30 protein-coding genes are annotated in these 26,660 nt (G+C 38.5%); 24 read left to right on the forward strand and 6 right to left on the reverse strand.

Going from position 1 to position 26,660, the window contains the following annotated elements; translation table 11 throughout:
• The first annotated feature begins 48 nt into the window (after positions 1–48).
• Positions 49–252, forward strand: coding sequence for a hypothetical protein (locus MHH37_RS06730; protein WP_342575528.1), 204 nt, complete (start codon positions 49–51; stop codon positions 250–252).
• Between the two features lie 44 nt (positions 253–296).
• Here MHH37_RS06730 and MHH37_RS06735 read toward each other — a convergent pair whose 3' ends face one another.
• From MHH37_RS06735 to MHH37_RS06760, 6 genes are all read right to left on the reverse strand, one after another.
• On the reverse strand, positions 297–1,130 hold the full coding sequence (locus tag MHH37_RS06735) for a DUF5067 domain-containing protein (protein ID WP_342575529.1): 834 nt from the start codon (positions 1,128–1,130) through the stop codon (positions 297–299).
• 403 nt (positions 1,131–1,533) lie between these two features.
• On the reverse strand, positions 1,534–1,713 hold the full coding sequence (locus MHH37_RS06740) for a hypothetical protein (protein ID WP_008404951.1): 180 nt from the start codon (positions 1,711–1,713) through the stop codon (positions 1,534–1,536).
• 221 nt (positions 1,714–1,934) lie between these two features.
• A complete protein-coding gene (locus MHH37_RS06745; protein WP_342575530.1) occupies positions 1,935–2,633 on the reverse strand; it encodes a glycerophosphodiester phosphodiesterase in 699 nt (232 codons plus the stop codon).
• Between the two features lie 14 nt (positions 2,634–2,647).
• A complete protein-coding gene (locus tag MHH37_RS06750) occupies positions 2,648–2,902 on the reverse strand; it encodes an excalibur calcium-binding domain-containing protein (RefSeq protein ID WP_342575532.1) in 255 nt (84 codons plus the stop codon).
• Between the two features lie 87 nt (positions 2,903–2,989).
• Positions 2,990–3,769: an SDR family oxidoreductase gene (locus tag MHH37_RS06755; RefSeq protein WP_269454591.1), complete on the reverse strand. Its 780-nt coding sequence runs from the start codon at positions 3,767–3,769 to the stop codon at positions 2,990–2,992.
• A gap of 136 nt (positions 3,770–3,905) precedes the next feature.
• Positions 3,906–4,154 (reverse strand): ferredoxin, encoded by a 249-nt coding sequence (locus MHH37_RS06760; protein WP_008404945.1) that lies wholly within the window; start codon positions 4,152–4,154, stop codon positions 3,906–3,908.
• A 102-nt stretch (positions 4,155–4,256) separates the two neighbouring features.
• Here MHH37_RS06760 and MHH37_RS06765 point away from each other — a divergent pair, with 102 nt between their 5' ends.
• From MHH37_RS06765 to hepT, 23 genes are all read left to right on the forward strand, one after another.
• Complete coding sequence (locus MHH37_RS06765; protein ID WP_342575534.1) at positions 4,257–5,297, forward strand: helix-turn-helix domain-containing protein; 1,041 nt, start codon at positions 4,257–4,259, stop codon at positions 5,295–5,297.
• Positions 5,294–6,739, forward strand: a complete 1,446-nt coding sequence (locus tag MHH37_RS06770) for an ATP-dependent DNA helicase RecQ (protein WP_342575536.1) — start codon at positions 5,294–5,296, stop codon at positions 6,737–6,739. Before MHH37_RS06765 ends, MHH37_RS06770 begins: the two co-directional genes overlap by 4 nt.
• An 81-nt stretch (positions 6,740–6,820) precedes the next feature.
• Positions 6,821–7,531: a LysM peptidoglycan-binding domain-containing protein gene (locus tag MHH37_RS06775; protein ID WP_342575540.1), complete on the forward strand. Its 711-nt coding sequence runs from the start codon at positions 6,821–6,823 to the stop codon at positions 7,529–7,531.
• Positions 7,532–7,711: 180 nt separating this feature from the next.
• A complete protein-coding gene (locus MHH37_RS06780) occupies positions 7,712–8,470 on the forward strand; it encodes a metallophosphoesterase family protein (protein WP_342575542.1) in 759 nt (252 codons plus the stop codon).
• A 42-nt stretch (positions 8,471–8,512) separates the two neighbouring features.
• Complete coding sequence (locus MHH37_RS06785; RefSeq protein WP_342575543.1) at positions 8,513–9,478, forward strand: YpdA family putative bacillithiol disulfide reductase; 966 nt, start codon at positions 8,513–8,515, stop codon at positions 9,476–9,478.
• A 12-nt stretch (positions 9,479–9,490) separates the two neighbouring features.
• Positions 9,491–10,456 (forward strand): asparaginase, encoded by a 966-nt coding sequence (locus tag MHH37_RS06790; protein WP_008404935.1) that lies wholly within the window; start codon positions 9,491–9,493, stop codon positions 10,454–10,456.
• A gap of 127 nt (positions 10,457–10,583) precedes the next feature.
• On the forward strand, positions 10,584–11,255 hold the full coding sequence (gene prsW / locus MHH37_RS06795) for a glutamic-type intramembrane protease PrsW (RefSeq protein WP_342575544.1): 672 nt from the start codon (positions 10,584–10,586) through the stop codon (positions 11,253–11,255).
• 225 nt (positions 11,256–11,480) lie between these two features.
• A complete protein-coding gene (sleB, locus tag MHH37_RS06800; RefSeq protein WP_014824314.1) occupies positions 11,481–12,263 on the forward strand; it encodes a spore cortex-lytic enzyme in 783 nt (260 codons plus the stop codon).
• A gap of 14 nt (positions 12,264–12,277) precedes the next feature.
• The gene (locus MHH37_RS06805) at positions 12,278–13,561 is read left to right on the forward strand and encodes a PepSY1/2 domain-containing protein (protein ID WP_342575546.1); all 1,284 of its coding nucleotides are present in this window, start codon (positions 12,278–12,280) and stop codon (positions 13,559–13,561) included.
• 108 nt (positions 13,562–13,669) lie between these two features.
• Complete coding sequence (locus MHH37_RS06810) at positions 13,670–14,323, forward strand: flagellar brake domain-containing protein (protein ID WP_008404930.1); 654 nt, start codon at positions 13,670–13,672, stop codon at positions 14,321–14,323.
• Positions 14,324–14,765: 442 nt separating this feature from the next.
• Positions 14,766–15,440, forward strand: coding sequence for a (d)CMP kinase (gene cmk, locus MHH37_RS06815; RefSeq protein ID WP_008404929.1), 675 nt, complete (start codon positions 14,766–14,768; stop codon positions 15,438–15,440).
• A gap of 115 nt (positions 15,441–15,555) precedes the next feature.
• On the forward strand, positions 15,556–16,698 hold the full coding sequence (rpsA, locus tag MHH37_RS06820; protein ID WP_008404928.1) for a 30S ribosomal protein S1: 1,143 nt from the start codon (positions 15,556–15,558) through the stop codon (positions 16,696–16,698).
• A 379-nt stretch (positions 16,699–17,077) separates the two neighbouring features.
• Positions 17,078–18,388, forward strand: a complete 1,311-nt coding sequence (gene der, locus MHH37_RS06825) for a ribosome biogenesis GTPase Der (protein WP_008404927.1) — start codon at positions 17,078–17,080, stop codon at positions 18,386–18,388.
• A gap of 113 nt (positions 18,389–18,501) precedes the next feature.
• On the forward strand, positions 18,502–19,515 hold the full coding sequence (locus MHH37_RS06830) for an NAD(P)H-dependent glycerol-3-phosphate dehydrogenase (RefSeq protein ID WP_008404925.1): 1,014 nt from the start codon (positions 18,502–18,504) through the stop codon (positions 19,513–19,515).
• Between the two features lie 142 nt (positions 19,516–19,657).
• Complete coding sequence (locus tag MHH37_RS06835) at positions 19,658–19,927, forward strand: DUF2768 domain-containing protein (protein ID WP_008404924.1); 270 nt, start codon at positions 19,658–19,660, stop codon at positions 19,925–19,927.
• Positions 19,928–19,947: 20 nt separating this feature from the next.
• Entirely contained in the window at positions 19,948–20,670 is a 723-nt protein-coding gene (locus MHH37_RS06840; protein WP_008404923.1) for a hypothetical protein, read from the forward strand.
• Between the two features lie 97 nt (positions 20,671–20,767).
• The gene (gene spoIVA, locus MHH37_RS06845) at positions 20,768–22,282 is read left to right on the forward strand and encodes a stage IV sporulation protein A (RefSeq protein WP_008404922.1); all 1,515 of its coding nucleotides are present in this window, start codon (positions 20,768–20,770) and stop codon (positions 22,280–22,282) included.
• A 199-nt stretch (positions 22,283–22,481) separates the two neighbouring features.
• The gene (locus MHH37_RS06850; protein WP_004232618.1) at positions 22,482–22,754 is read left to right on the forward strand and encodes an HU family DNA-binding protein; all 273 of its coding nucleotides are present in this window, start codon (positions 22,482–22,484) and stop codon (positions 22,752–22,754) included.
• Between the two features lie 524 nt (positions 22,755–23,278).
• A complete protein-coding gene (gene folE, locus MHH37_RS06855; RefSeq protein ID WP_342575550.1) occupies positions 23,279–23,848 on the forward strand; it encodes a GTP cyclohydrolase I FolE in 570 nt (189 codons plus the stop codon).
• A 55-nt stretch (positions 23,849–23,903) separates the two neighbouring features.
• The gene (mtrB, locus tag MHH37_RS06860) at positions 23,904–24,119 is read left to right on the forward strand and encodes a trp RNA-binding attenuation protein MtrB (protein ID WP_008404919.1); all 216 of its coding nucleotides are present in this window, start codon (positions 23,904–23,906) and stop codon (positions 24,117–24,119) included.
• A 69-nt stretch (positions 24,120–24,188) separates the two neighbouring features.
• On the forward strand, positions 24,189–24,929 hold the full coding sequence (locus MHH37_RS06865) for a heptaprenyl diphosphate synthase component 1 (protein ID WP_342575551.1): 741 nt from the start codon (positions 24,189–24,191) through the stop codon (positions 24,927–24,929).
• Between the two features lie 25 nt (positions 24,930–24,954).
• Positions 24,955–25,656: a demethylmenaquinone methyltransferase gene (locus MHH37_RS06870; protein WP_342575552.1), complete on the forward strand. Its 702-nt coding sequence runs from the start codon at positions 24,955–24,957 to the stop codon at positions 25,654–25,656.
• Positions 25,657–25,678: 22 nt separating this feature from the next.
• Entirely contained in the window at positions 25,679–26,653 is a 975-nt protein-coding gene (gene hepT / locus MHH37_RS06875; protein WP_008404916.1) for a heptaprenyl diphosphate synthase component II, read from the forward strand.
• Positions 26,654–26,660 lie beyond the last annotated feature (7 nt).

The raw sequence follows: 26,660 nt of genomic DNA on the forward strand, positions 1-26,660 counted from the left end.
TTACCAAGACCTTATTGTAAATTGGTTGGTAATAAGGGGGTGAGAAGAATGCACAAGTATATTTTCAAAACGGATTTAAAAAAACTCGAATTCGAAAGTATTTACCATATAAAAGATATGTACGCACTCGATTTTTTCGGAATGTCTTTTGTGGTATTTCCGGATGCAAAAATAACGATCAATCTACTACAAGTGAGGGAAATAATCATCGATGGAGTATCATACCAGCTTAGAACATATGCAGTACAATAAAAAATAAGCCTTCCACAATGATCTGTGGAGGGCTTATTTTATTTTTATTTGTTAATTTCGAATACAAATGGTTTAATATCGAGTTCGTAGTTATCACTATAGCCCTCGGCATGAATTTTTAAATTAGTTACAGATTGGTCAATAGTCGGGAATGCAATTACGCCTGATGTAGTAATACCAGGTAATAAATCAGATTGTAACTCAGGATAGTTGGCATCGTACACATATTCTTCTTCCAATTGCTGACCATCTAAAATTAATTTAACATCTCCTGAATAGAAAGAAATGTTATCTTCGCTATTATTGGTAACACTCAAATGAACACGAGTATGGGGTTTGGCAATTTCAATTTTCTCTACTTTTACTAAGAAGCCGTTTTGGTCAACTTCTTGGTTAACTTCGATAGTTTCTAAAGTAGGTGCAACCGCTGTAGCGTAATCTACCACTTCTAAGCTACTTGCGACAACTATTGGACCCGTAACTTTACCACCAAGCATATTTTCTCCCTCAAAAACATCTTTTACTGTAGAAGAAACCTTTACATAATCATCGCCGTTTACTTCAAAATCAGGATCTTCATAAAACACAATTGTGTTTAATTCGGAATTTTCGTGGTCTGCAAACACTTGGAGGTAAACTCCCTCGTCATCCTTTTCAGGAGTAGTGAACACTTTACCTACAAAGTCATATTGATAATCTTTAAATTTCTTTGGTTCAGTATATAACTTCTGAATATCAGCTTCAGTGATTGTTTTCCCCTTTTTTTCTACTTCTCCGGAAGCTGTTTCTTTTTTATCGTTTGATGAACTTGAATCGTCTCCACATGCACCTAAAAGTAAAGCTGATACAAGTGCTGCACTAAATAATAGTTTTTTCATTATGGTAAATCCTCCTTAAGGTTATGGTTAAATTTTACTATAATTCCAGTGATATTGCACTGATTAAAAAAGAAAAGGGGTTGCCCCCTAATTTGACCCCTAAGCGGGGGACATTATTATAAATCAAAATCAATCTAGTTTAATACGGATCATCATTGGAGATAACAACATATATAAATATAGGAAAAGCCTTCCACATAGTAGAGGAAGGCTTAATTTTATTTTTATATACATTTATAAAAGCACCTGCCCTAATGCTTTTTCTGTTTTGGGGTACAAAAGAGTATGTACCCCAGTTGTACCCCGATTAATAATATTTAGAAAGATTAAATCAGAGACCAAAAATATGACCAAGAAAAAGTGAAACCTTGTAATATTAATGGTTCGTAGACTTTAAAATATTCTATCCTACTAAGTTATGCTTAACTACTTCATACGCTTGGCAAATATTTTTATAAGAATCTTTATGCTGAGCAATCATTTCAACTGCAATTTCATATAAGTCAGAAGAGTCTGTTGTGACTAAATCATTAAGTAAAGCTGCTTCCATTTTTTCTACAAATGACAAAATTTCCGTATTCATAATTTCATCTCCGAATCGTTAGTTGTTACTATAAATATACAGTAAACAGACGTCTGACTTCAAAGGAGATGGGAGTGAAAACGAGTAAAACTTTTAAAGTTTGACGATAAAATGAACTTCACGATTTTTAGCTCTTTGAAAGCGTTTTTCTAATAATAATCTAAATATTTACATAAAAACCTGTTTTCAGAAGAATTTCTCTGAAACAGGTTTTAGTTATTTTATAGGTTGACTACATCAGAAAAAACAGCATCGATGCCGAGTGATTCCATTTGCCGGGCTATTGCGCCATCATTTACTGTATAAGCTCGGACGATTATCCCGTTCTTAACGGCTTGCTGAACAATGGATCTCATCCCGTAATAATAGGGGATATGTATAGCATCAGTATTGAACTTCTTAATATATTCCTCTAAGTTCATAATAAGCGAAGCAAATAGCAATGCGGTTTTCACATTAGGCATAATTTGCTGGAAGCGTGCAATGCTTTCATGATTAAAGGAAGAAATAATGACCCGATCTTCTAAATTAAAGGCATGTATTTCATTTGCAATGAGCGCTTCAATGCCTGGATATTCAAAAATGTCTGACTTAATCTCAATATTGATCTGGAAAGGGGTCGCTTTGAAAACTGTCAGTACTTCCGCCAATGTAGGTATTTTTTGACCCGCAAATTCTGGAGTAAACCATAAGCCATAATCGAATGTTCGCAGCTCCTCCAGCGTCATATCTTTCACAAAGCCTTTCCCCGTTGAAGTCCGGTTGATTGATTCATCATGAATGACGACTAACTGGTTGTCCTTTGTTAAATGGACATCAAATTCAACTCCCCAAATATTCAACTTTGCGGCTTCCAGAAAAGCGATCATCGTATTTTCCGGATATTTGGCACTGTAACCACGGTGAGCGAGAATTTTCATCTATTTCACAACTCCTATTTTTCGCAAGCAATGCCGTCATTATCGCGGTCACTTTTCTCGTTTAATTTATAAAGTTCGGCTGATACGAATGGTTTATATTTTGTTTTTCCGCCTTTTGATACGCCGCCTTTGTAAACTTTGTTTAATTCTGTGCAATTTTTATAAGCGACTGCTTTTACTTTTGCAGCTCCTTCTACTTCCATTGTCGAAAACGAGAAACTTATTATTAAAACAGCACCCATTAACAATGCGGAAATATACTTTTTCATTGGAAAAAACCTCCTAAACCTGTATTTTCCAATATTTTACCATAGAAAAAAGCGAATTCACAAGGGAGGTAGTGAATTCGCTCAGGACTAACCCATAATATTATAACCGCTATCGATATAAATCGTTTCGCCAGTCACACCGCGGGATAGATGGCTTAACATCACGATCGTCATGTCAGCAACTTCTTCCTGGTTTGTGTTGCGTTTTAACGGAGATGTTTCTTCGATTTTGTGCAGGATCTGATTGAAACTTGGCACACCTTTTGCTGCCAATGTCCGGATAGCACCAGCTGAAATCGCATTTACACGAATATTTTCTGCACCAACATCCGCTGCCAAATAGCGCATCGATGCTTCAAGTGCTGCTTTAGCAACGCCCATTACATTGTAGCCGTCAAGCACACGCTGTGCACCTAAATAAGACATCGTTACGATAGAGCCGCCTTCTGTCATATAAGGTTTTGCAGCTTTTGTTACAGCAATCAGCGAATAAGCACTTGTATCTTGTGCAAAGGCATAGCCATCACGAGTTGTTTCGACGAATCGGTTGTGCAGGTCTTCGGCATGTGCGAAGGCTACAGAGTGGATAATGCCATGAATTACTTTAAATTGCTCACCAATTTGATTGAATGCTTTTTCAATGCTTTCGTCGCTGTTTACGTCACACTCAATAACCGTTGCATTATGATCTTCGTAATTTGTTAAAAGCTTTTCGATTTTTCCTTTTGAACGTTCTTTCCGATATGTGAAAATTACATTTGCTCCAACATCAAATAATCGCTTTGCGATGCCCCAAGCAATACTGCGCTCATTGGCAACACCCATTACGACAATATTTTTCCCTTTTAATTGTAATAAATCCATAATGACACCCCTAAAATAGTTAGTTAATATTAGTACCTACTACTAATATTAACTATAACATCTCAATTCTAGATGCGCAATGAGAAAAATAGGGCAAAATAAAAAACGATCCTTGAAAAAGAATCGTTTCGTTTATAAACTATTCGAATTTTAGCGAGTCGCCGTCGAATGTTTCATCTGCAACTTTAATAGAATCTGTTGGACAGCCTTCAAATGCATCTTGCATATCTTCTAGTAGATCTTCTGGAACTTCAGCAGTACCCATGTTATCATCTAAAATAACGAAAGCGATTCCTTCATCATCATAATCATAAATATCTGGTGCAGCAGCGCCACAAGCGCCACAAGCGATACAAGTATCTTTATCTACGATAGTATATTTTGGCATTGTTACCTCTCCTTTATCCGTTCGTTTCCATAAAGCTCTTACTTATTCTAATGCTGTTTTCAGTACTTTTCAACCTAATACTACTAAAATGGGGGATTTGATATGCTAATCCAACAAATTCTTTTAAAAATTCTACATACTTTTCAACAGGAACGTACTGTTTCCGCCACCTATCATCTACTGAAGGGTAAGCGGTCGGGTCAGACAATTCATGATGTAGGGCTCTTTAATTTATATTCCTACTTTGGGCTGCTCCCAAAACTAGCCCGTCATAAATTTGATGAGCAAATTGATCTCATGTTTGCCAAGAGTATTATTATAATAGAAGAAAACGGTTTTTATACAATGACCGAACAAGGAAAACAACTTGCGGTTCAACCGCTGTCTCTTTCTTTTGATGGCTGGCATTACCGTGGCAATGAACATGTATTTTTCGGCAGACTTGCGCTTATTATCCAAAGCCTGTCACACCAGCAGCATCATAAAAAGGCATTTATACCGATTGAAAAAAACGAACAGACACAGCAATGGGTACGCCAGTTTTTAGTTCGCCACCACTATCAGAACGGCATGCTGCAACAGGCGATTTACAGCGAAATGACGGCGAGTTTGTCCAAAAGCGCAATAGAAGAAAATATGAAAGATATACTCATGTATCGACTGACAGGCTATAATGAACCCGGATTTACGTGGCAACAACTTGCTTTTGGCTACAACATGCAGGAAATGGATGTTCAGCTGCATTATATAAGTGCATTGCATACTTGGTTAAATGAGTTGTACCGTGAAAAATCACAATACCCACTATTAAATGAAATCATGCAAAATATACGAGTGGAAGTAGTATTGACTGCTTCGACCAACTCAACCGCCCAGTTATACAGAGCGGGTAGAACATTGGAAGAAATCAGTCATATTCGACGATTGAAAATGAGTACGATTGAAGATCATATTGTCGAGCTTGCGATGAATGAACCGAACTTTTCAATCGAACCATTTGTAACAAATGAAGAACAGAAACAAATTTTGGATGCAGTCGAAAATTACGATACGAAACGATTAAAAACATTAAAGGAATTACTACCGCAACTCAGCTATTTTCAATTGCGGCTAACGTTGGCGAAAGGAGCGTCCCCTACATGAAATTACAAAGTGCCTTAAAGCAATATTTCGGATATGATGCATTCCGGCCAGGGCAAGAAGAGATTATAAGAAATATTATGGATGGCAAAGATGTTGTTGCCATTTTACCGACCGGCATGGGGAAGTCTCTATGTTACCAGCTGCCGGGCTATTTATTTGAAAAACCGGTACTTATTGTGTCGCCGCTTTTATCGCTCATGCAAGACCAGGTCGATCAGCTAAAGCAAATGGGGGAAAAACGGGTTGTTGCATTAAATTCATTTCTATCGGTGGACCAGAAAAGATATGCACTTCACTTTTTGGACGAGTACCGGTTTATTTTCGCTTCTCCCGAAATGCTATTGCAGCCTCAAGTAAAGGCGCGGATTCAGGAGATGGAACTTTCTTTGATTGTTGCAGATGAAGCACATTGTATTTCACAGTGGGGGTTTGATTTTCGTCCGGACTATTTACGGATTGGCGAAATATTATCGGAAACGAACCGTCCCCCTATACTCGCGTTATCTGCCACAGCAACAGATACCGTATTAGAAGATATCCAATCCTATCTGAAAATGAAATCACCTTTTCACTACGTGCACGCTGTAAACAGGGAAAATATTCATTTAGTAAAAAAGTTGTTTTCAGAGCGTGAAGAAAAGATTGAATGGATTATTGAACATGTGAAAAATACAGCCGGTCCAGGCATCATTTATACACAATCCCGCTCAAAAGCAGAAGCAATCAGTTTACAGCTTTTACAGCAAAATATTTCAGCGGCCGCTTATCATGCCGGTAAGGAAGCACAGGACCGTCAGTTTATACAGCAACAATTTTTAGCCGGACATCTTGAATGGATTGTTGCGACAAATGCATTTGGTATGGGTGTCCATAAAGAGAACGTCCGTCAAGTCATTCATGAAACAATGCCTGCAACGTTATCGAATTATATGCAGGAAATTGGCCGGGCGGGTCGAGATGGCAAGAAAGCAGTTGCTTTTTTGTTATATTGTGAGGGAGATGAGCAATTTGCAAAGTTTATTGCGTCAGAAGATTTGCCTAAAAATATACATGTAGACCGATTTACTGAAGTGATGGCCACTGGGGAACAGCCGCAGTCATTGCTTGCAAATGGCGAAATGTCAGAAGTGGTTTTCCGTGTATTAAGTTATTGGCTGGCACGTGAATCAGCTGAGGAAGTAAAGAGCCGGATGATGAATTTACAGATAAAGAAATATGAAGAAGTTCAGCTCGTATTAAAGCTTATTAAACATTCGGATTGTATGCGTAAGCAAGTAGTTCAATACTTTGGTCAACAATTAAAAAAGCAGCAGGAATATTGTTGTTCCAACTGCGGAATTGAAATTTCTGAACTTGTGGAAGAGAGAGATATTTCAAAAACTATGATTAAAATGACAAATTGGCAACATCGCCTCAAGAAAATATTGTTAATAAACTCTTAATCTACTATCGAACCGTTTACTTTTATGTAGAAATTGGTCATAATAAAGTTATAATTTTTAGTAGTTGGAGGGGTGCAGGCCATGACAAAAGAAGATTACCGGGAAAAGGTAGAGGAGCATCGTCAAGAGATTGACCTACATAACGAGTCAGGTACAAAAATGTCACGTGTTAGCCGACATCGAAAGAAAAGCGGAAAAAAACAAACAAACCCAATTATGACGGTTTTAACAGTTGTCTTAATTTTTATTCCTTTAGTTATTTTAGCTTATGTGTGGTTGATCTATGAACCGAACACATCTGCAAGTGAAAACGTAAATGCGGATAAGAAGGACGACTTAGTAGTGGAGATTCAAAAGCAGGATCCGAAAACACAGCCATCTGCTACTAACGATGACGAAGAAAAAGAAGAAAAAAAGGATGACAATACAGCCGAAGTGGATGAGGCGAAAGCGGAAAAAGAAAAATTAGCTGCTGAAGAAGCGAAAAAGGCGGAAGCACGAATCGCAAAAGAAAAAGCGGCAAAAGAAGCAGAGGAAATAAAAAAGGCGGAAGAAGCACAGAAAGTAGCAGCAGCTAAAGCTAAAGAGCAGGAAGCGAAGAAAAAAGCGGCTCAGGAAGCGGCTAAAGCACAGCAAAAAACACATACTGTACAATCGACTGACAATTTATACCGTATTGCATTAAAGTACTACGGCAATGGTAGTCCTGAATATGTTAATAAAATAAAAGCTGCCAACAATTTATCATCCGACAGTATTGCGACGGGGCAGGTTTTAGTAATTGTTCCATAATTTTTTCTATCTTGTATAACGACTAGTAAAAAGACGAACCGTTCCGGCTCTCGTCTTTTTCTTTATGAAGGAAATTTATTATTTTAGCAAACTTTATAAACACTATGCTAAATTAATGGTTATCAAAACGTTAAAGAAGGCTATTGTATAATTAGTCTTTTTTGAATTGGAGGACCGTGTATGGTCATAATAAGTATTATTGGAATCGTATGTATTTTAGTGCTTCTCTATATGTATAAAGAAGGGCATGAAAACAATATCCGCTCACATGAAGTGAAGGCAACAGGCGACAGTGAAACAATCAACCTTTTTTTTATATCGGATACACATGTGCGCAAAATTAATGAGACAATGATTGATTCGATTGATCAAAAGATACAGGCTGTCTTTATAGGAGGAGATTTTGTCGATCGCCGGACTTCTGAAGAAACAGTACTTCACAATATCCGTACGCTCAAAAAACTGGGCCCTACCTATTTTATATGGGGAAATAATGATATCGAATTCGGCGAACAAAAGCTGCGACAACTACTTGCAGACCATCATATTCGTATTATAGAGAATGGGTCAGTCAAGCTGGAAAGTAAAAATGATGTGTCAGTCAGCGCGGTCTCATATCGTCCGGGAGAACAAAATATCCAGCGTGCAATTGAGCAATGTGAAGAAAAGAATACCGTTTTCATTGCACATAACCCGGAGTTGTTCGGCAAAGTACATAAGCAGTTTCAGCCACTGCTCAGTATTGGAGCACATTTACATGGAGGGCAAATCCGCCTTGGGAAATTTGGATTGCAGCCACACGGATATTTTAAAAAAATCAAAAACCGCTATGAACTTGTCAGCAATGGGTATGGTACGACTCTTGTCCCGTTGCGCCTCTGTGCTAAACCGGAAAGTCATCTTATTACAATTAAATTTGAGCAAGGGGAATTGGAATAAGTAAATAGCGATCTATAGGAATTGGAATAAGGAGATGTTAGTATGCAAAAGGTAGAAGCGATCATTGTTGGTGGAGGTCCTTGTGGATTAGCTGCAGCGATTGAACTACAAAATATTGGATTGACCCCAGTCATTATCGAAAAAGGTAATATTGTCAATGCGATATACAATTATCCGACACATCAAACTTTTTTTAGTACAAGTGAAAAACTGGCTATCGGTGATGTACCGTTTATTATTGAACAACGAAAACCAAAACGCAATCAGGCGCTTGTCTATTATCGTGAAGTGGTGAAGGCAAAAAAACTTCTTGTGAACCGTTTTGAAAAAGTGGAAAGTGTTAAAAAGGTGGATGGTATATTCAATGTCAAGACAGACAAAGACAGCTATGAAACACCGTATGTAGTCATTGCAACAGGCTATTACGATCATCCAAATTATTTGCATATACCTGGAGAAAGTTTGCCGAAAGTTCATCATTATTTTAAAGAAGGACACCCGTTTTTTGATTTGAATGTGTTAGTGATCGGCGGGAAAAACTCTGCAATTGATGCGGCATTGGAACTCAATAAAGCAGGTGCACATGTGACGGTTATCTATCGGGGCAATGATTATTCTGCCAGCATTAAGCCATGGGTATTGCCGGAATTTTTAGGTCTTGTCCGAGAAGGAGAAATTACGATGCACTTTAATACAGAAGTGAAAGAAATTAGAGAAAACGAAGTCATTGTCGAAATAGCCGGCCAAAAAGAAACAATTGATAATGATATCGTATTTGCAATGACCGGTTATCATCCTGACCACCGCTTCATCCGTGAAATGGGCGTCGAAATTGATGAACAAACAGGAAGACCGACATTCGATCCCGAAACAATGGAAACAAATGTACAAAATTTATTTATTGCCGGTGTCATCGCTGCAGGAAATAATGCAAATGAAATCTTTATAGAAAATGGTCGCTTTCATGGGAATTTGATTGCTCAAAAAATTGCTCGTCAAACTACATAAGGGGTGAATATTGTGAAGAAAAAAGTAGTGCTTATTACGACAGGCGGAACGATTGCGAGTACTCGCAATAATAAAAACAAACTCGAGTCCGGCAAACTGGATGGCCAAGCCATTTTATCAATGTGCCAGCTGGAAAATGAGATGGATATTGAATTGATTGATCTCTATCAAATCCCATCGATGCATATGACATTTGAAAATTTAAATTTACTGAATCAAACGATTAAAAATGTTTTTAATGATCAATCGGTGAGCGGAATTGTCATTACGCATGGTACAGACAGCTTAGAGGAGACAGCCTACTTTTTAGAGCTGACAATTCATGATGAACGTCCAATTATTGTAACGGGCTCACAAAAATCACCTGGCGATATTGGTACAGATGTTTATTCCAATCTGCGTAATTCATTATTGGTTGCTTCAAATGAAGAAGCAAAAAATATAGGGGTTTGCGTCGTCTTTAATGAAAAGATCATTCATTCCAAATACGTAAAGAAGATGCACTCATCAAGTATTAACGGCTTTGGGGCAATTGGCTATGGCATGCTTGGATTTATTGATAACGACGAGGTAATTATATACCAGAAGCCAACCCATAAAGAAGTATATGAAATAAAAGAAAGCTATCCTGCTGTCGAGATTGTATTTGCCTACCTTGGAGCAAGTTCTATTATTTTGGATGCCCTTTACGAAGCAAATGTTGAAGGTGTGGTGCTTGTCGGTGCCGGTCGAGGTCAAGTTGCCCCAAAAATGATGGGCGCGATCGAAAAGCTATGCCAAAAAGGAACGAAAGTTGTATTGACGACATCGACAGAAGAAGGGCGTGTTTTCCCGACTTATGATTATTACAGTAGTGCGAATTATTTGAAGGATGCCGGTGTCATTATGGGCGGGGACTTTGATCCGAAAAAAGCACGCCTCAAGCTCCTGTTAATGATTGCAAACGGTAATAAGAACTTTGATACATTTATGCATTAACAATAAAAACTCGGTGTGAAAGTAGCCGAGTTTTTATATTTTCTAGACAAAAAATGGGTATGCTACACTGCATTGAAAAAAATAGTGCTATACTAATAAGAGCCTAGAATCGAAAGGAGCCGGCATGATGTTTATACTTTTATCAGCAGCGATTGCGCCGGGTTTAGCCCTTTTAAGCTACTTTTATTTACGCAATGAGATGGATACCGAGCCACGGCGTACATTAATGCATTCCTTCATATATGGCGGGGTTATTACATTCCCCGTTTTATTTATACAGTTCGTTATAAAAGAAGAACAGACATTTTCGAATCCATTCTTTATCAATGCCGTATTTACCAGTTCGATAGAAGAATTTGTGAAATGGCTCATTATTCTTGCCGTAATCTTACGCCATATTGAGTTTGATGATCCTTATGACGGAATTTTGTATGGTGCAGCTGTTTCATTAGGCTTTGCTACTGTGGAAAACGTCATCTATTTACTATCTTTCGGGATAGATCAAGCTTTTATGCGTGCATTATTGCCGGTATCGAGTCATGCGTTGTTCGGTGTAGTCATGGGTTACTATTACGGAAAAGGGAAGTTTTCAAGTGACGAAATACAGAAGAGGTATATCGCCCTTGCACTCTTTGCACCTGTTGGACTTCATGTTATCTATAACTCAATATTAATGTTAGAAGAATACTTCTTGTATGCGATGCTGCCGTTTATGCTGTTCTTATGGACATTTGCTTTACGCAAAGTAAAGCAGGCACACGAACATCTAATTGAACATTTATCCCGCAGTAACGGGTAGTAATTTATCTGCCTCGAAATTGAAGTTTCACTTTATCCTATAGCAATCATTTATTAAAGGTTTGTTACAAATGTTTTTGTAGCAAACCTTTTTCTATGTAAAAAATCTTATTAGCAAACGAAAAACGAGTAAAGAAAATATTTTCAATAGACTTAAAAAAGCAACTTTACAATGTATAAACTTTTCAAATTTCTCCATCCTACTGAAAAAGGAGTGGAAATGTCAGTGAAAAAAATCGTCTTGTTCGTATTCATTATATCAAGTAGTTTTGTAAGTCATACATTTGCATTTTCAGGTCAGGATGTGCAACGGGGTGCATTTGGTGACGATGTAATCGAGTTACAGGCACGACTTCAATATTTAAGTTACTATAATGGAAAAATTGACGGGAAATTTGGTTACGGAACGTATTGGGCGCTTCGTAATTTTCAGGAGCAGTACGGGCTACCTGTAGACGGAATTGCCGGAAGGTCGACGAAGGAAAAGCTTGAAAATAATTCGGATTTTGATAAAGCATGGGTTCATAAACAAATCAATGCAGGGAACAGCTTTACGTATTATGGCGGAATAGCATTGGAAAACCAGGTGAAAAAAGGCGGAAATGGCGGTACAAGTGCAAATAATACAACCTCCATGCAGCTGCCGCCAGGCTATACAGAACAGGACTTGCAAATTTTAGCGAATGCAGTGTATGGGGAAGCGCGAGGCGAGCCGTATGAAGGACAAGTTGCTGTTGCAGCTGTAATTTTGAATCGTTTGGAATCCCCTGAATTTCCTGATACGATTTCGGAAATTATTTTCCAGCCGTTAGCTTTCACAGCGGTTGCGGACGGTCAGATTTGGCTTACTCCAAATGAACGTGCCAAACAGGCAGTACTGGATGCGATCAACGGCTGGGACCCATCCGAGAATGCATTGTATTATTTTAATCCTGTTACAGCGACGAGTAAATGGATTTGGTCGAGACCTCAAATCAAACAAATTGGTGAGCATATTTTCTGCTTATAGGCGGGGGTAAAAACATGAAAAAATTTGCATATTTATTAGGTTTATTTGTTGTTATATTAGCTTTTGTATCCTTTGATTTATTTACACAGAATAAAGATTTGGAGCGAGCTGTTTATGCTACCCAATCAAGGGATCTCTCGGCAGCGACTGAAAAGTTATCGACATTGCATACAACAGTGGAACAATCTTTACTCTTTAAGGATGAAAAAGCATTAAATAATGAATTGGATTCCATTTGGCGGATGAGCAGTGATTTAAGAAAAACTGTCGCGAATTTGCCGATCCAGGCAGAAGTTCAAAATGAATGGATGCGTTATTTAGGGAAAATCGGTGATAATGCAAAACAAGCGGCTGCTACGGGAGACTACGAAAACTGGCGCAATAAAATGGGAACGGTTGCTTCCAATTTACATTCTTTCGCAGAGGAATGGAATATTGCCACAGTCGCATTTTATGAAAATGATGGTAATTTAAAAAAATGGTCAACGAATCAAACGACCAATCTTAAAGATTCACCATTTATGAACGTATCAAAACAATTGAAAACATATAATGAAACCGATTTTCCGTTAACGGCGAGTGAATCGGACTATGAAAAAAAGCGTGAATTACAGCATTTAAAAGATAAAAAAATTACGAAAAACGAAGCCATTCAAAAATTTAAAAACTTCTTCCCGAATATCGACGATTCGATTGTAACGGTTACGAAAAGCAGTGATGATGCACCATACCCGTTCTATCATATTCAATTTATCCATGGTTCCAAAATCGGGTATGCCGACATAACGGAAAGTGGAGGCCATCTTCTTTCGTTCCTGCTTGAACGACCGGTTAAAAAAGATGCGCGTTCACATGAAGAAATTTTAAATACGGCAAAAAGTTTTATGAATAAAGTGGGATACACTGATGTGAAGCTTTCCGAATCACGAGAAAATCATGAAGCATGGCATCTCGTATTTACAAGAGTGTATGGAGATGATGAAGCTTTAATTTACCCGGATAGTATTCAAGTGAAAATTGCGAAGGATAACGCGGAGATTTTAGGTGTCAATGCAATGGAATATATTCAGGAAGAAAAAATTAAAGAACAAAGCGAAGTATCGATAGATTGGGATAAATTTTTTGCTGATCATGTAGGTGTTGAACAAGTGCAAAAAATTTATACAGGCAATGGAAATCTGGAACTTCGTAAATGTTATGAGGTTATTGCAAGGCTCGACAATAAGACACAGGATACGTATCGTGTTGTAATCGATGCGGAAACACATGAAGTAATTAAAAATGAAAAAGTGTTTTAGTACCTTGAATCAGGTGCGAGGTCCAGTGAAATTAATTGTAAAAATATAGCTATATTTACATTCCCATGAGATAATAAAGTATGAATAATTTCTTATGGGGAGAGGCAAATGGAACTAAAAATTGGAACGCAACTAACGCTGGAGCCAACCTATACGGAAAGGGTCGAAAAATTTAAATGTCGTGTTGTCGATCGACAGGACAATATGATTTTTATCGATTATCCAATTAATACGGCAACTAAAAAAATTGCTTTTTTAATTGATGGCGCACAATTCCGTGCAACATTCAGTACGGAAAAAAAAGAAAGCTACTGCTTTAATACGGAAGTTTTAGGACGTAAAGGCGGCAATGTTCAGATGATACTGCTTGCATGTCCACCTGCTGAAGAATTTATTAAAATTCAGCGTCGCGAATATGTTCGTGTGGAAACACCTGTAGATATTGCAATTGAACATGAAGGACAGAAATTTCAGCTTGCAGCTGAAGACATTAGCGCTGGAGGGTCATTAATTCATATTAAGTCACCGGTCAATTTTACTGAAGGTGATACAGTCAAGGCTTTTGTCGTCCTGCCATTTATAAATGGTGAAATTCGATATGTAGAAACAGATGCGAGAGTAGTGAACGTGTTCAATCGTAATGAAATGATGATGGCTTCATTGAATTTCACGGATACGGATGATTATGATAAGCAGCAAATTGTCCGTTTTTGCTTCGAACGACAAGTAATGATCCGCAAGAAAGAAATGAATGAATTATAAGCGAGAGAGGCTGGGACAGAAGTAGAAATTTCATAAACTAAGGAGAAAAACCTTATTAAGAAACGGATATTTTATAAAATTGATTAGAATGAAGGGCGACTCCTGCGGGAATAGCGTGACGCCTGAGACTAGGAACAAAAGCTAAGAACGCCACGTCCTGTGGCAACGCTTTTGTGACCAACATCCTGTTGGCCTCACGCCCGCGGAAAGCGTCCCGGAATGGAAATCAATTTTTACGCTCAGCAAAAAAATGCCATTTTTCTCTCAGAGAAAAATGGCATTTTTGGGTTATGTCCCACCCTCTTTTAATAAGTAAAACTAATGTGATGGAAGACGACATGGAATGTCTGGAGAAGCAGCTTTTTTCAAAAAAATATAGCGTAAAGAAGGTAAAAATTTTTTCGGTTATGATACAATAGCAACGGAAAGTAGGGAATTAATTATGATGAAAAAAATTCAAATTGCAATTGATGGTCCTGCAGGTGCGGGGAAAAGTACCATTGCAAAAATTGTAGCCGAAGCACTTCGATTTACATATATCGACACAGGTGCAATGTATCGGGCAGTGACGTATAAAGCGATGAAAGAAAACATACAATTACATGACGCAGAAGCGATTGAAAAAATGCTGCAGCAAACGGCGATTACATTACAACCGTCTGAGCAGGGACAACTCGTTTTTGTGGATGGACAAGATGTGTCACAGGCTATACGTTCAAATGAAGTTACAGCAAATGTTTCAGAAGTTGCGGCACACGCGAATATTCGTGAAATTCTCGTAGCGATGCAGCAAAAGCTGGCTGCTGATGGCGGCGTTGTAATGGATGGACGAGATATTGCGACACATGTACTCAAAGATGCAGAGCTTAAAATCTACATGTCTGCAACAGTTGAGGAACGTGCACATCGACGCTTCCTTGATAATGAACGCCGCGGTATTCCTTCAACAATCGAATCATTACAGAAGGAAATTGCTTTACGGGACAAGCTTGATAGTGAACGTGAAGCCTCACCGCTCATCCAAGCAGAAGATGCTTTATTTTTAGATACGACGAATTTATCAATTGATGAAGCGGCACAGGAAATTTTGAAATTAGCGCAGCAAAAAATGCAGTAACCGTTATTAAAAAATGAAGCTAACGTACGAAATTTCTGAAAATAAAGGGTTATTTTTTGTCTTTGTAGAACTTATCGAATAAAATAAAAGTGGAATACGTGAAGGAGGGCTACATATGTCTGAGGAAATGAATTTAGGGTCAAACCAAAAATTTCAAGAAGGAGATATTGTGAAAGGTGTTGCTGAACAGGTTGAAGAGAAGTCAGTAACGGTTTCGGTCGAGGGGGCACCATTCGACGGGATTATACCTATTAGCGAACTTTCAAGCTTACACATTGAAAAAGCTTCTGATATAGTTTCAGTTGGCGATCAGCTAGAGCTTATGATTACGAAAGTTGAAGAAGAGAATTTTGTATTATCGAAACGCAAAGTAGATGCACTACATGCGTGGGATGATTTAAAAGCGAAATTCGAATCTGGTGAAGTATTCGAAGCAGAAGTGAAAGATGTAGTGAAAGGCGGACTTGTCGTCGATTTAGGCGTACGCGGTTTCGTTCCGGCTTCACTCGTTGAAGATTATTTTGTCGAAGATTTTGAGGATTACAAAGGCAAAACATTACGTTTAAAAATTACAGAGTTAGATAAAGAAAAAGGCAGACTCATTTTATCTCATCGTGCAGTACTGGATGAAGAAAAAGCGTCGAAAAAGCAACAAGTGATTCAAAACATCCATCAGGGTGATATGCTTGAGGGTACAGTTCAGCGCTTGGCAAAATTCGGTGCGTTCATTGATTTGGGCGGCATTGATGGATTAGTCCATATTTCACAAGTAGCGCATGAACATGTTGAAGATATTTCGACGGTATTACAGGAAGGACAATCCGTAACTGTAAAAGTGCTTTCAGTGGATATTCCGAATGAACGTGTTTCATTATCGATCAAAGATACGTTGCCTGGTCCTTGGACAGACATTGAAGAGAAGGCTTCGAAAGGCGCAATTTTAACAGGTACTGTAAAACGTCTTGTTACATTCGGCGCGTTTGTAGAAGTATTCCCTGGAGTAGAAGGACTTGTTCATATTTCTCAAATTTCCCACAAGCATATTACGACACCACATGAAGTTTTAAAAGACGGTCAAGAGGTGGAAGTAAAAGTACTTGAGGTAAATGAGGCGGAAAAACGACTTGCATTGAGCATTAAAGCATTGCAGGAAGATTCAGCGAGTGACGAGGATTTCGATTATGAGCTGCCGGAAGAAAATAAAGGCTTCTCATTCAGCGATGTCATCGGTGATCAGCTAAAAGGATTTAAAAAATGATAAGATCAAAACCGCCCATGTAAGGATTCCTTATATGGGCGGTTTTTTGTTTGGGAAATCTATTGGTATAGCCGTGTGGCGATTTTATTAGAACGATTTATGTTTATTGGAAAAAGAAAATGATATTTTAGAAGAACTGCAAGCATTATTTAAACAAATGGCATTCATTTTAGAACTTTCGGGAAATATATTAGAAAGCTGGATACTTATTCGAACAAATAAAAATATATTAGATAATTTTTGAGTATTTTAGAAAATCATGCACCTCGAAAAGTTTGTCGATAAATCGAAATCGATTTTGAATGTTGTGAAAAAATGATATAATAGTCAAATTCGTGTATAATACGGAAAGACAAGAGTTTGGAAGGATGAAGTACAGATGACAAAACCAGTAATCGCCATCGTAGGACGTCCGAACGTAGGTAAATCGACAATTTTTAACAGAATTGTTGGAGAACGTGTATCGATCGTGGAAGATATCCCAGGTGTAACACGTGACCGTATTTATAGTTCGGCTGATTGGCTAGCACATGAATTTAATATTATCGACACTGGTGGTATTGAAATTGGAGACGAGCCGTTTTTAGAGCAAATTCGCCAACAAGCGGAAATTGCGATTGATGAGGCGGACGTTATTATTTTCATGACTAATGGACGTGAAGGTGTTACGGCTGCAGATGAGCAAGTAGCAAAAATTTTATATAAAACAAAAAAACCGGTTGTCTTGGCAATTAATAAAATCGACAACCCAGATATGCGTCATATGATTTATGACTTCTATTCATTAGGTTTCGGTGAGCCTTGGCCAATTTCAGGTTCGCACGGATTAGGCTTAGGGGATTTATTGGATGAATGTGCGAAACATTTCCCGCAGCCGGATGAAGAGCAATATGATGATGATACGATTAAATTCTCTTTAATCGGGCGTCCGAATGTTGGGAAATCTTCACTTGTGAATGCCTTTTTAGGTCAGGACCGCGTTATTGTAAGTGAAATTCAAGGGACAACTCGTGATGCAATCGACTCTCCGTACTCATATGATGGACAAGATTATGTCATTATTGATACAGCGGGTATGCGTAAAAAAGGGAAAGTCTATGAATCAACAGAAAAGTATTCGGTACTACGTGCACTGCGCGCAATCGAACGTTCAGACGTTGTTTTAGTTGTTCTGAATGCAGATGAAGGCATTCAGGAACAGGATAAAAAAATCGCTGGCTATGCACATGAAGCTGGTAAAGCAGTCATTATTGTTGTAAACAAATGGGATGCGATTGAAAAAGACGAGAAAACGATGAATATCTTTACAGAACAAATTCGTGAGCATTTCCTGTTTTTAGATTATGCACCAATCGTGTTTGTATCTGCTAAAACAAAACAGCGTGTACACAATATTTTACCGATTATTAAGCGTGTTAGTGAAAACCACGCAATGCGTATTCAATCATCAATTTTAAATGAAGTAATTGAAGATTCGATCGCACGTAATCCTGCACCAACAGATAAAGGGCGTCGTTTACGTATTTACTACGCAACACAAGTGGCGATTAAACCACCGACATTCGTTGTATTCGTAAATGAACCGGAAATGATGCACTTCTCATACGAGCGCTTTTTAGAAAACCGTATCCGAGAGACTTTCGACTTTGAAGGAACTCCGATACGCTTAATTACACGTGCTCGTGACTAAATCAATAAAAAGAGCGCTAGTTTATGTAAATGAACTAGCGTTTTTGTTCATAATAGGGTTTGACTTGAAGGATAAATTTTAAATGACTTTAAGTGAAATTGGGGGTTTTTTTAATGGAAAATGTAGTAGTTTTAGGAGCCGGTTCCTGGGGAACGGCACTGGCCGTTGTTTTAGCTGAAAACGGCCATAATACGTTAATTTGGTCGCATCGCGAAGATCAGGCATCTGAGATTAATGAACAGCATACAAATAAAAAATATTTGCCGAATACGATATTGCCAAGTAATTTAAAGGCGACTTCAAATTTAGAAGAGGCAGCGCAACACGGTTCTACGATTGTTATGGCAGTACCGACAAAAGGGATTCGTGAAGTTTGCGGCAACATTTCGGAGTATTTAACTGAAAAAGCATTATTTGTCCATGTATCTAAAGGGATTGAGCCGGATACATTAATGCGTATTTCAGAGCTGATGAAAGAAAGCCTTGCTGAAAATGCGGTAAGTGATATCGTTGTTTTATCTGGTCCTTCTCACGCGGAGGAAGTCGTTTTAAAACACCCGACTACGGTAACTGCTGCTTGCGAAAACTTAGAAGCTGCAGAAAAAGTGCAGGATTTATTTATGAATCAATATTTGCGTGTTTACACGAATGACGATGTAATTGGTGTTGAAATTGGCGGGGCCCTTAAAAATGTTATTGCGCTTGCTGCAGGGATGACGGATGGACTTGATTTCGGTGATAACGCAAAGGCTGCCCTGATTACACGCGGTCTCGCAGAAATTACCCGGCTAGGTGTTAAAATGGGGGGCAACCCATTTACGTTTGCTGGACTGACTGGGATGGGCGATTTAATTGTTACATGTACAAGTGTCCATTCCCGAAACTGGCGCGCGGGCAATATGCTCGGAAAAGGAATGAAGCTTGAGCAAGTACTGGATGAGATGGGAATGGTTGTCGAAGGCGTACGGACAACGAAGGCGACATATCAGCTCTCAAAAAAATACGATGTTTCTATGCCAATTACATCAGCGCTATATGATGTGCTGTTCAATAATATGGAACCGAGAGCATTGGTTGAATCATTAATGCTGCGGACGAAAAAAAGCGAAATTGATGAGATGAGCTGAACTAGTATATTTTCAGGATTTCCAATTAATTTAATAATTTGTCACAAATAAGGAGGGATACTTGTATGCCTCCTGTTTTTTTTTACCTGAAAAGGCTATAATTATTAGCGGTATCAACAATAAATGGAAAGGCGGTTTTAATGTGCAACACAATCTGCAGCTCATGAATCCACTATCAAATTTACTTTTAAATTCTGCACGTGGCCCATTAGCGAGTATGCATGCGTTAGATGTTATGTGGATTTCTTTTTATTCGATTGGTTTACTGTTAGTATCAATTCTCATTATTACAGCAGTCCGTAAGTGGGTACATAATATGGTTTTGTCATTTTTATTGAAATTAGTAGCTTATGTCATGTTTTTTATCGGCACATTGTTAATGGTTCTTGTCGTGCTTACATGGCCGAACTAATATAGGAGGAAATACATAATATGAGATCATCAAAATGGTTTGTTCTATTGTCGTTGGTCATTTTAGTGTTGACCGGCTGCGGCTCACCGACAAATTTTGACCAGTCCAGTTTAAGGCCGGATGTGGATATGCTTGCCAGCGTACAGCGTGCGGTCAATGAATATCGCGAAGATACAGGGGTTCTTCCGATTAAAACTCGTGACCAGGATACAGACATCTTCATTAAATACTTAATCGACTTTGAAAAGCTTGTTCCAAAATATATTGGCTCCCCTCCTGCAAATTCCTATGAAAAGGGCGGTATTTTTCAATATATTATTTGGGATCCGGAAGAAAATCCGACAGTAAAGCTCGTCGATTTACGCACACCGGAACGTATTCGCGAAATTAATATCCGCTTCAAAGGAACCACATATCCGCAATTCAAAGATAAAATAGTTGAGCATGTCTACACGGTTAATTTTAAGAATATTGGCTATGAAGAAGATATAACTGTACAAAGTCCTTATTCGAACAACCAACTGCCGATTGTCGTATCTGCTGAAGGGGACTTGTATGTCGATTATTCAATCGATTTATATACGTATATGAAAGACAATAATATAACAGCGGAGCCGGGAGAAGACATTCGCGAAATCTTGGTGGAAAACTTCCCGGTCGTTCCAGCTTACTCATTGCCGTACACGGTAGATGAAAACAATGAGCCTGTCATTATGTATGATCCGACGAAAAAAGAAAATTAAACAAAAAAAGGTGTGTAAAAAGTTAAATCTTTCTGCACACCTTTTTCATATTTAAAAATGTCAGTACATATAGTGTTTTGATAATGAATACTTCTAATTGGAGAAGATTACGGTATATAAAGGAGGCAATACAATTAGCGAGCATATTTTTCAGCAATTGGCAGAGCGTACGAATGGTGATCTTTATATCGGCGTTGTAGGACCGGTTAGGGTAGGGAAATCGACGTTTGTTAAAAAGGTAATGGAAGGCGTGATTTTACCTAATATCGAAAATGCCGAGGACCGCATGCGAGCGATGGATGAACTTCCTCAAAGCTCACCTGGACCTACAATTATGACGGCTGAGCCAAAGTTTGTCCCAGCACAGGGAACTACGGTTGCCTTTGGGGAAAGTGCAATACCGTTTCGCGTTAGAATGGTAGATTGTGTTGGCTATGTGATTGATGGCGCAAAAGGCTATGAAGATGAGTCAGGACCGAAGTATGTGCAAACACCTTGGCATAATGAAGCAATAGCGTTTCAAGAGGCTGCTAAAATCGGTACGGATAAAGTAATTCGGGATCATGCCAATATCGGGATTGTTGTGACAACAGATGGAACAGTAAACGGCATGTCACGAGCGGCTGTAGAAAAAGCGGAACAGCAAATTATTGAGCAGCTTACAGAGATTGGAAAGCCTTTCGTTATTGTTCTCAATAGTACGACACCGCATTCTACTGAAACACTACATTTACAGAATGCCCTGGCACAAAAATATGATGTTCCTGTTATTCCGACAGCCATTCAACATATGCAGTTGAACGATGTGATGCTTATTTTACAAGAAGCGTTATTTGAGTTTAATGTGAATGAAATTCAAGTTGAAAAACCGGATTGGTTGGATGTTTTAGATGATACTCACCATTTAAATGAAACATTGGCATTTGCAACGGCGCAATTACAAGATGATGCAATGAAAATCCGTGATGTGGAAGCAGCAAGTCAACTGCTTCGCGAAATTGATTTTGTAGAAAGTTGTACCGTTGAAAATATTGATGCTGGACAGGGGATTGCGACATTACGTGTCAACATTCACAACGATTACTATAAGGAAGCGTGTACAGAATGGCTTGAAAAACCAGTCGATACAAAGAAAGAGTGGCTCCTATTTATTAAGGAAGCTTCAGAGGCAAAAGCGGCACAGCGAAGATTCCGCGATGCGATTGAACAAGCGAAGGAACACGGCTATGGTGTCACATTGCCTGCGATGGATGAATTTGATCCGAGCGAGCCGGAGCTGATTGAGCAAAACAATTTCTATGGTGTTCGTATGAAGGCGAAAGCTCCTTCTTATCATATTATTCGAATTGATATGGAAGCGGAATTCTCGCCGTTGATCGGATCTGAATTCCACAGTCAGCACCTGCTGAAAGACTTGCAGCATGCTTATGAATTTGACCGTCAGGCATTATGGCAAACACAATTATTCGGAACACCGCTCCATGAAGTATTGACGGAAAGTATTCGTTTCAAAATGAAAAGTGTTCCGACACATGCGAAAAACAGAATGCGCCTCATGCTGGAAAGATTAATAAATGAAGGCGAAAGAGGTTTAATCACGTTTATTATCTAACATACTAATTGAATAGGAAGTACTTACAATTACAGGACGGTTCACTTTTATAGGTGAATTGTCCTGTAATTTTAGTTTTTTTTCAAAAAATGATGAAATATATGCAAAACATGAAGGAATTCAGTTGCGTCGCGGTTTTCTGTATGTTAATCTTTTTACAGGATTTAGATTCATGACCCTTTGAGAGGAGGTGAATGGTGTGAATAAAACAGAATTAGTAAACTCTGTTGCTGAAGCTGCAGGTCTTTCTAAAAAAGACGCTTCTAAAGCAGTTGAAGCTGTATTTGATACAATTCAAGATGCTCTTGCAAAGGGTGACAAAGTACAATTAATCGGTTTTGGTAACTTTGAAGTTCGTGAGCGTGCAGCACGTAAAGGTCGTAACCCACAAACGGGTAAGGAAATCGAAATTGCTGCTTCTAAAGTACCTGCTTTCAAGCCAGGTAAAGCACTTAAGGACGCTGTAAAATAATTCAGTTTCTCGAGGTACATAGAGCAGCTCTCAGTCTAACTGAGAGCTGCTCTTTTTTACGTCTAGGCTCAAGCGCCAGCTCCTCGCACCATTTCGGTCCCTCGTGCAAAAGTGGTGAAGCGTTTACTTTTGCGTCGGGCCCTCCAATGTCTGAGGCTCACACAATGTGAGTCATTGGGGGCATGCCACAGGGATGTGGCGTTTTGCCCACTCGGAGCTGAACGGGCGCTTTAGCGCTTTTGTTCATTTCAGTTGTTTTTACTCAACAATGCTAAAAATAGTATAACTGTTTTGAACTTATGAGCTTAATGTGCTACGATTCAAGAGTGTATTTAACCTTTTTCGCTTAGGTAGGAACAAATAGTGAAAAATTTAATATAGATTAAAAATTAATTTACCCGCAATTAACGGGTACTTAGCTTGTGTTTCTTCTAATCCGTAGGGGAAAACCTTACTGATTGAAGTTTCACTTTATATAGATTTATACATAATAAACGTTTTGGTTTGTAGGAGGAATTTGTTTCATGTCAAATGTCGATTTAAATAAGATAGAAGAAGCAGTAAAGATGATTTTGGAAGCAGTTGGGGAAGATGTGGCGCGTGAAGGATTACTGGATACACCAAAACGTGTTTCGAAAATGTATGCGGAAATGTTCAGCGGCTTACAAGAAGATCCGCGTGATTATTTCAGTACAGTATTCCATGAAGATCACGAAGAACTAGTTTTAGTAAAAGATATTCCATTTTTTTCAATGTGTGAACATCATTTAGTTCCTTTTTACGGAACGGCCCATATTGCCTACATACCTAAAGACGGAAAAGTTGCAGGTTTAAGTAAACTTGGACGCTGCCTGGAATCAGTAGCACGCCGTCCACAACTTCAGGAACGTATTACTTCAACTGTAGCGGATACAATTATGGAAATGCTGAATCCAAAAGGCGTTTATGTTGTAGTGGAAGCGGAACATATGTGTATGACGATGCGCGGATTAAAAAAACCGGGCGCTAAAACGGTTACGGCTGTAGCGCGAGGTATTTATGAACAGGATGCAGTAAAACGCAATGAAGTGAATACATTCATCCAAATGAAATAATAATAACAAATATGGTATTATAGACAAAGAAATTAACACGTGGGGAGATTGTATAATGGGACAATCAGAATATATTATTATCGAAGCAGAAGAAGATGGTGTACATGTTATTGGTTTAACACGCGGGACAGATACTAAATTCCACCATTCAGAAAAGCTGGATGCTGGTGAAGTTATGATCGCCCAGTTTACTGAACATACATCGGCAATGAAAATTCGCGGTAAAGCTAAAATTCACTCTGCACACGGTACGGTTCAAAGTAAAAAATAGCATATCGTAATTTTTAGGCAAAAATAAAATCGTACTTATGCTTTATAACATTGAAATGGAGTAATTTCTATGAATGCAACATCTATTACACAATCGGTTCAGACGCTAAAATCTAATATTCTTCAGCATGTTCATCATAGAGCATTACTTCAAAACGTTGGACAACCGACTTTACAAGAAGAACAGCTGTTTTTCATCCAGCTTCCTTTTTTAAATGGCGCTCTTATGAACGATGAACATCAAATAAGCGCAGTTACAGTTGGGATTGTACATGCTTCACTGACAGAGCACGAAAAAGTGAAGGAAGTGGAAGCGACGAGCAAAGAACAGCAGCTGCTTGTTCTTTCCGGTGATTATTATAGTGGTCGGTATTATCAGTTACTCGCACAATCAGGGAATATTTTCTTAATCCAAAAGCTGTCGGAAGGAATCGTAAATCGTTGTGAGCACCAAATACGTGTTTATGAAGCGAAAAAACGGTCAATTGAACAGTGGATTGAAAGTTTGATGGTGATTGAAAGCGAATTGATTGCCCAATATTATGATGTATATGGTTTCGCATCTTATGCAGAATTGATGAAACGAACGTTAACATATATTCGTTTGAAAAAAGAGCTGGATTTATTGAAAAAAGGACAGCCATGTTTTTTATATAAGGCGTTTGCAGCTGATTCAATTATGATGGACTCTATTATTGAAGCCTTACAGGATCATTTATATGACATGGAGCGAAAATTGAGAGAAGACTTGACGAATATCGATTTAAAAGATGAATTAAAACATTCCATTGAGCAATACATCACTTTTTAGTGAGTTTAGAAAGGTCTTGAAAAAAATGGCGAAATCGAAAGAACAACATGTTCATGAAGTGTTTGAAAACATTTCAGAGAGCTACGATAAAATGAACTCGGTCATTAGCTTCCAAATGCATGTTGGATGGCGTGAAGATACGATGAAACGTATGGCAGTAAAAAAAGGTTCGAAATGTCTTGATGTTTGCTGCGGTACAGCTGATTGGACAATTGCTTTATCGAAAGCAGTCGGTGAAGAAGGGGTAGTAAAAGGGCTGGATTTCAGTGAGAATATGCTGAAGGTCGGCATGCAGAAAACCGAGAATATCCCGAATATCGAGCTGATTCACGGAAATGCAATGGAACTACCATTTGAAGATAATACGTTTGATTATGTGACGATTGGTTTTGGCTTACGAAATGTACCGGACTATATGCAAGTATTGCGTGAAATGAATCGGGTCGTTAAACCAGGCGGAATGGTCGTATGTCTGGAAACTTCTCAATCCGAAATTCCGGTATACCGCCAACTTTTCCGTTTTTACTTTAATCATATTATGCCGCTGTTCGGAAAGATTTTTGCAAAAAGCTATAAAGAATATTCATGGCTGCAAAAGTCTGCGAATGATTTTCCAGGCATGAAAAAATTAGCGCAAATGTTCCGGGAAGCCGGTTATGAAAATGTCACATATAAACCATATAGCGGTGGGGCAGCAGCTATGCACATGGGTTTTAAGAAGAAATAAAAGTGGGAGTAGGTTTTGACGCGTGGAAAAGATGAAAATCAAAATGCTATATGCCGATATTAAATCAGATATAGAAGTCATCGAAAACGAATTGGAACAAGCGTTGAATTCATCTTCACACTTATTGAATGATGCCTCAGTCCATTTACTGCAAGCTGGTGGAAAACGTATTCGACCAGTATTTACGTTACTAAGTGCCAAGTTTGGTGACTATAATATTGACCGAATGAAAAACATTGCCGTTCCCCTGGAATTGATTCATATGGGTTCATTGGTGCATGATGATGTCATTGACAATTCAGATATGCGCCGTGGCCGGGAGACGGTGAAAGCACAGTGGAACAACCGTGTGGCGATGTATACAGGAAATTTTATATTTGCACGTGCATTACAATATGTAACAAGCATTGAAAATCCAAGAGCCCATCAAATATTAGCTAAAACAATGGTTGAGCTAGTAAATGGTGAAGTCATTCAAATTGAGGATAAGTTTCGTTTAGATCAAAGCTTGAAAGATTACTTCCGACGTATTAAACGTAAAACGGCTTTATTGATTGAATCGAGTTGTGAGCTTGGGGCAGTCGTAAGTGGTGCCGATGAAAAAACAGCAAGGCATTTAAAACGTTACGGTTATTTTGTAGGAATGAGCTTTCAAATAGTAGATGATATATTAGATTTTACAGCGACAGACAAGCAGCTCGGGAAACCGGCTGGCAGTGATTTAATGAACGGGAATGTCACATTGCCGATATTGTTGATGAAAGATGATCCACAGCTTGCCCCTTATTTGACGAAAGTGGCGGTAGCTGGATTAACAGAAGAAGAGCGCCAAAATATGCTGGCCCTTGTTCGTAATTCGGAAGCGATAAAAGAAGCAACCCATATTAGTAATTTGTATTTAAAAAAGGCTTTAAAAGAAATCGAGGCATTGCCGAAGCACCCAATGAAGAAAAAACTGCGTGATATTGCGCTGTTTATGGGGAAGAGAAAATCTTAGCAAATCT

This window comes from Solibacillus sp. FSL K6-1781 (genome assembly GCF_038630735.1).
Taxonomy (GTDB): Bacteria; Bacillota; Bacilli; order Bacillales_A; family Planococcaceae; genus Solibacillus; species Solibacillus silvestris.

Bases quoted from the DNA above. Each gene is read 5' to 3' on its own strand.
- MHH37_RS06730 (WP_342575528.1), top strand. From the start codon at position 49: ATGCACAAGTATATTTTCAAAACGGATTTAAAAAAACTCGAATTCGAA.
- MHH37_RS06735 (WP_342575529.1), bottom strand. From the start codon at position 1,130: ATGAAAAAACTATTATTTAGTGCAGCACTTGTATCAGCTTTACTTTTA.
- MHH37_RS06740 (WP_008404951.1), bottom strand. From the start codon at position 1,713: ATGAATACGGAAATTTTGTCATTTGTAGAAAAAATGGAAGCAGCTTTA.
- MHH37_RS06745 (WP_342575530.1), bottom strand. From the start codon at position 2,633: ATGAAAATTCTCGCTCACCGTGGTTACAGTGCCAAATATCCGGAAAAT.
- MHH37_RS06750 (WP_342575532.1), bottom strand. From the start codon at position 2,902: ATGAAAAAGTATATTTCCGCATTGTTAATGGGTGCTGTTTTAATAATA.
- MHH37_RS06760 (WP_008404945.1), bottom strand. From the start codon at position 4,154: ATGCCAAAATATACTATCGTAGATAAAGATACTTGTATCGCTTGTGGC.
- MHH37_RS06765 (WP_342575534.1), top strand. From the start codon at position 4,257: ATGCTAATCCAACAAATTCTTTTAAAAATTCTACATACTTTTCAACAG.
- MHH37_RS06770 (WP_342575536.1), top strand. From the start codon at position 5,294: ATGAAATTACAAAGTGCCTTAAAGCAATATTTCGGATATGATGCATTC.
- MHH37_RS06775 (WP_342575540.1), top strand. From the start codon at position 6,821: ATGACAAAAGAAGATTACCGGGAAAAGGTAGAGGAGCATCGTCAAGAG.
- MHH37_RS06780 (WP_342575542.1), top strand. From the start codon at position 7,712: ATGGTCATAATAAGTATTATTGGAATCGTATGTATTTTAGTGCTTCTC.
- MHH37_RS06785 (WP_342575543.1), top strand. From the start codon at position 8,513: ATGCAAAAGGTAGAAGCGATCATTGTTGGTGGAGGTCCTTGTGGATTA.
- prsW (WP_342575544.1), top strand. From the start codon at position 10,584: ATGTTTATACTTTTATCAGCAGCGATTGCGCCGGGTTTAGCCCTTTTA.
- MHH37_RS06805 (WP_342575546.1), top strand. From the start codon at position 12,278: ATGAAAAAATTTGCATATTTATTAGGTTTATTTGTTGTTATATTAGCT.
- MHH37_RS06810 (WP_008404930.1), top strand. From the start codon at position 13,670: ATGGAACTAAAAATTGGAACGCAACTAACGCTGGAGCCAACCTATACG.
- cmk (WP_008404929.1), top strand. From the start codon at position 14,766: ATGATGAAAAAAATTCAAATTGCAATTGATGGTCCTGCAGGTGCGGGG.
- rpsA (WP_008404928.1), top strand. From the start codon at position 15,556: ATGTCTGAGGAAATGAATTTAGGGTCAAACCAAAAATTTCAAGAAGGA.
- der (WP_008404927.1), top strand. From the start codon at position 17,078: ATGACAAAACCAGTAATCGCCATCGTAGGACGTCCGAACGTAGGTAAA.
- MHH37_RS06830 (WP_008404925.1), top strand. From the start codon at position 18,502: ATGGAAAATGTAGTAGTTTTAGGAGCCGGTTCCTGGGGAACGGCACTG.
- MHH37_RS06840 (WP_008404923.1), top strand. From the start codon at position 19,948: ATGAGATCATCAAAATGGTTTGTTCTATTGTCGTTGGTCATTTTAGTG.
- folE (WP_342575550.1), top strand. From the start codon at position 23,279: ATGTCAAATGTCGATTTAAATAAGATAGAAGAAGCAGTAAAGATGATT.
- mtrB (WP_008404919.1), top strand. From the start codon at position 23,904: ATGGGACAATCAGAATATATTATTATCGAAGCAGAAGAAGATGGTGTA.
- MHH37_RS06865 (WP_342575551.1), top strand. From the start codon at position 24,189: ATGAATGCAACATCTATTACACAATCGGTTCAGACGCTAAAATCTAAT.
- MHH37_RS06870 (WP_342575552.1), top strand. From the start codon at position 24,955: ATGGCGAAATCGAAAGAACAACATGTTCATGAAGTGTTTGAAAACATT.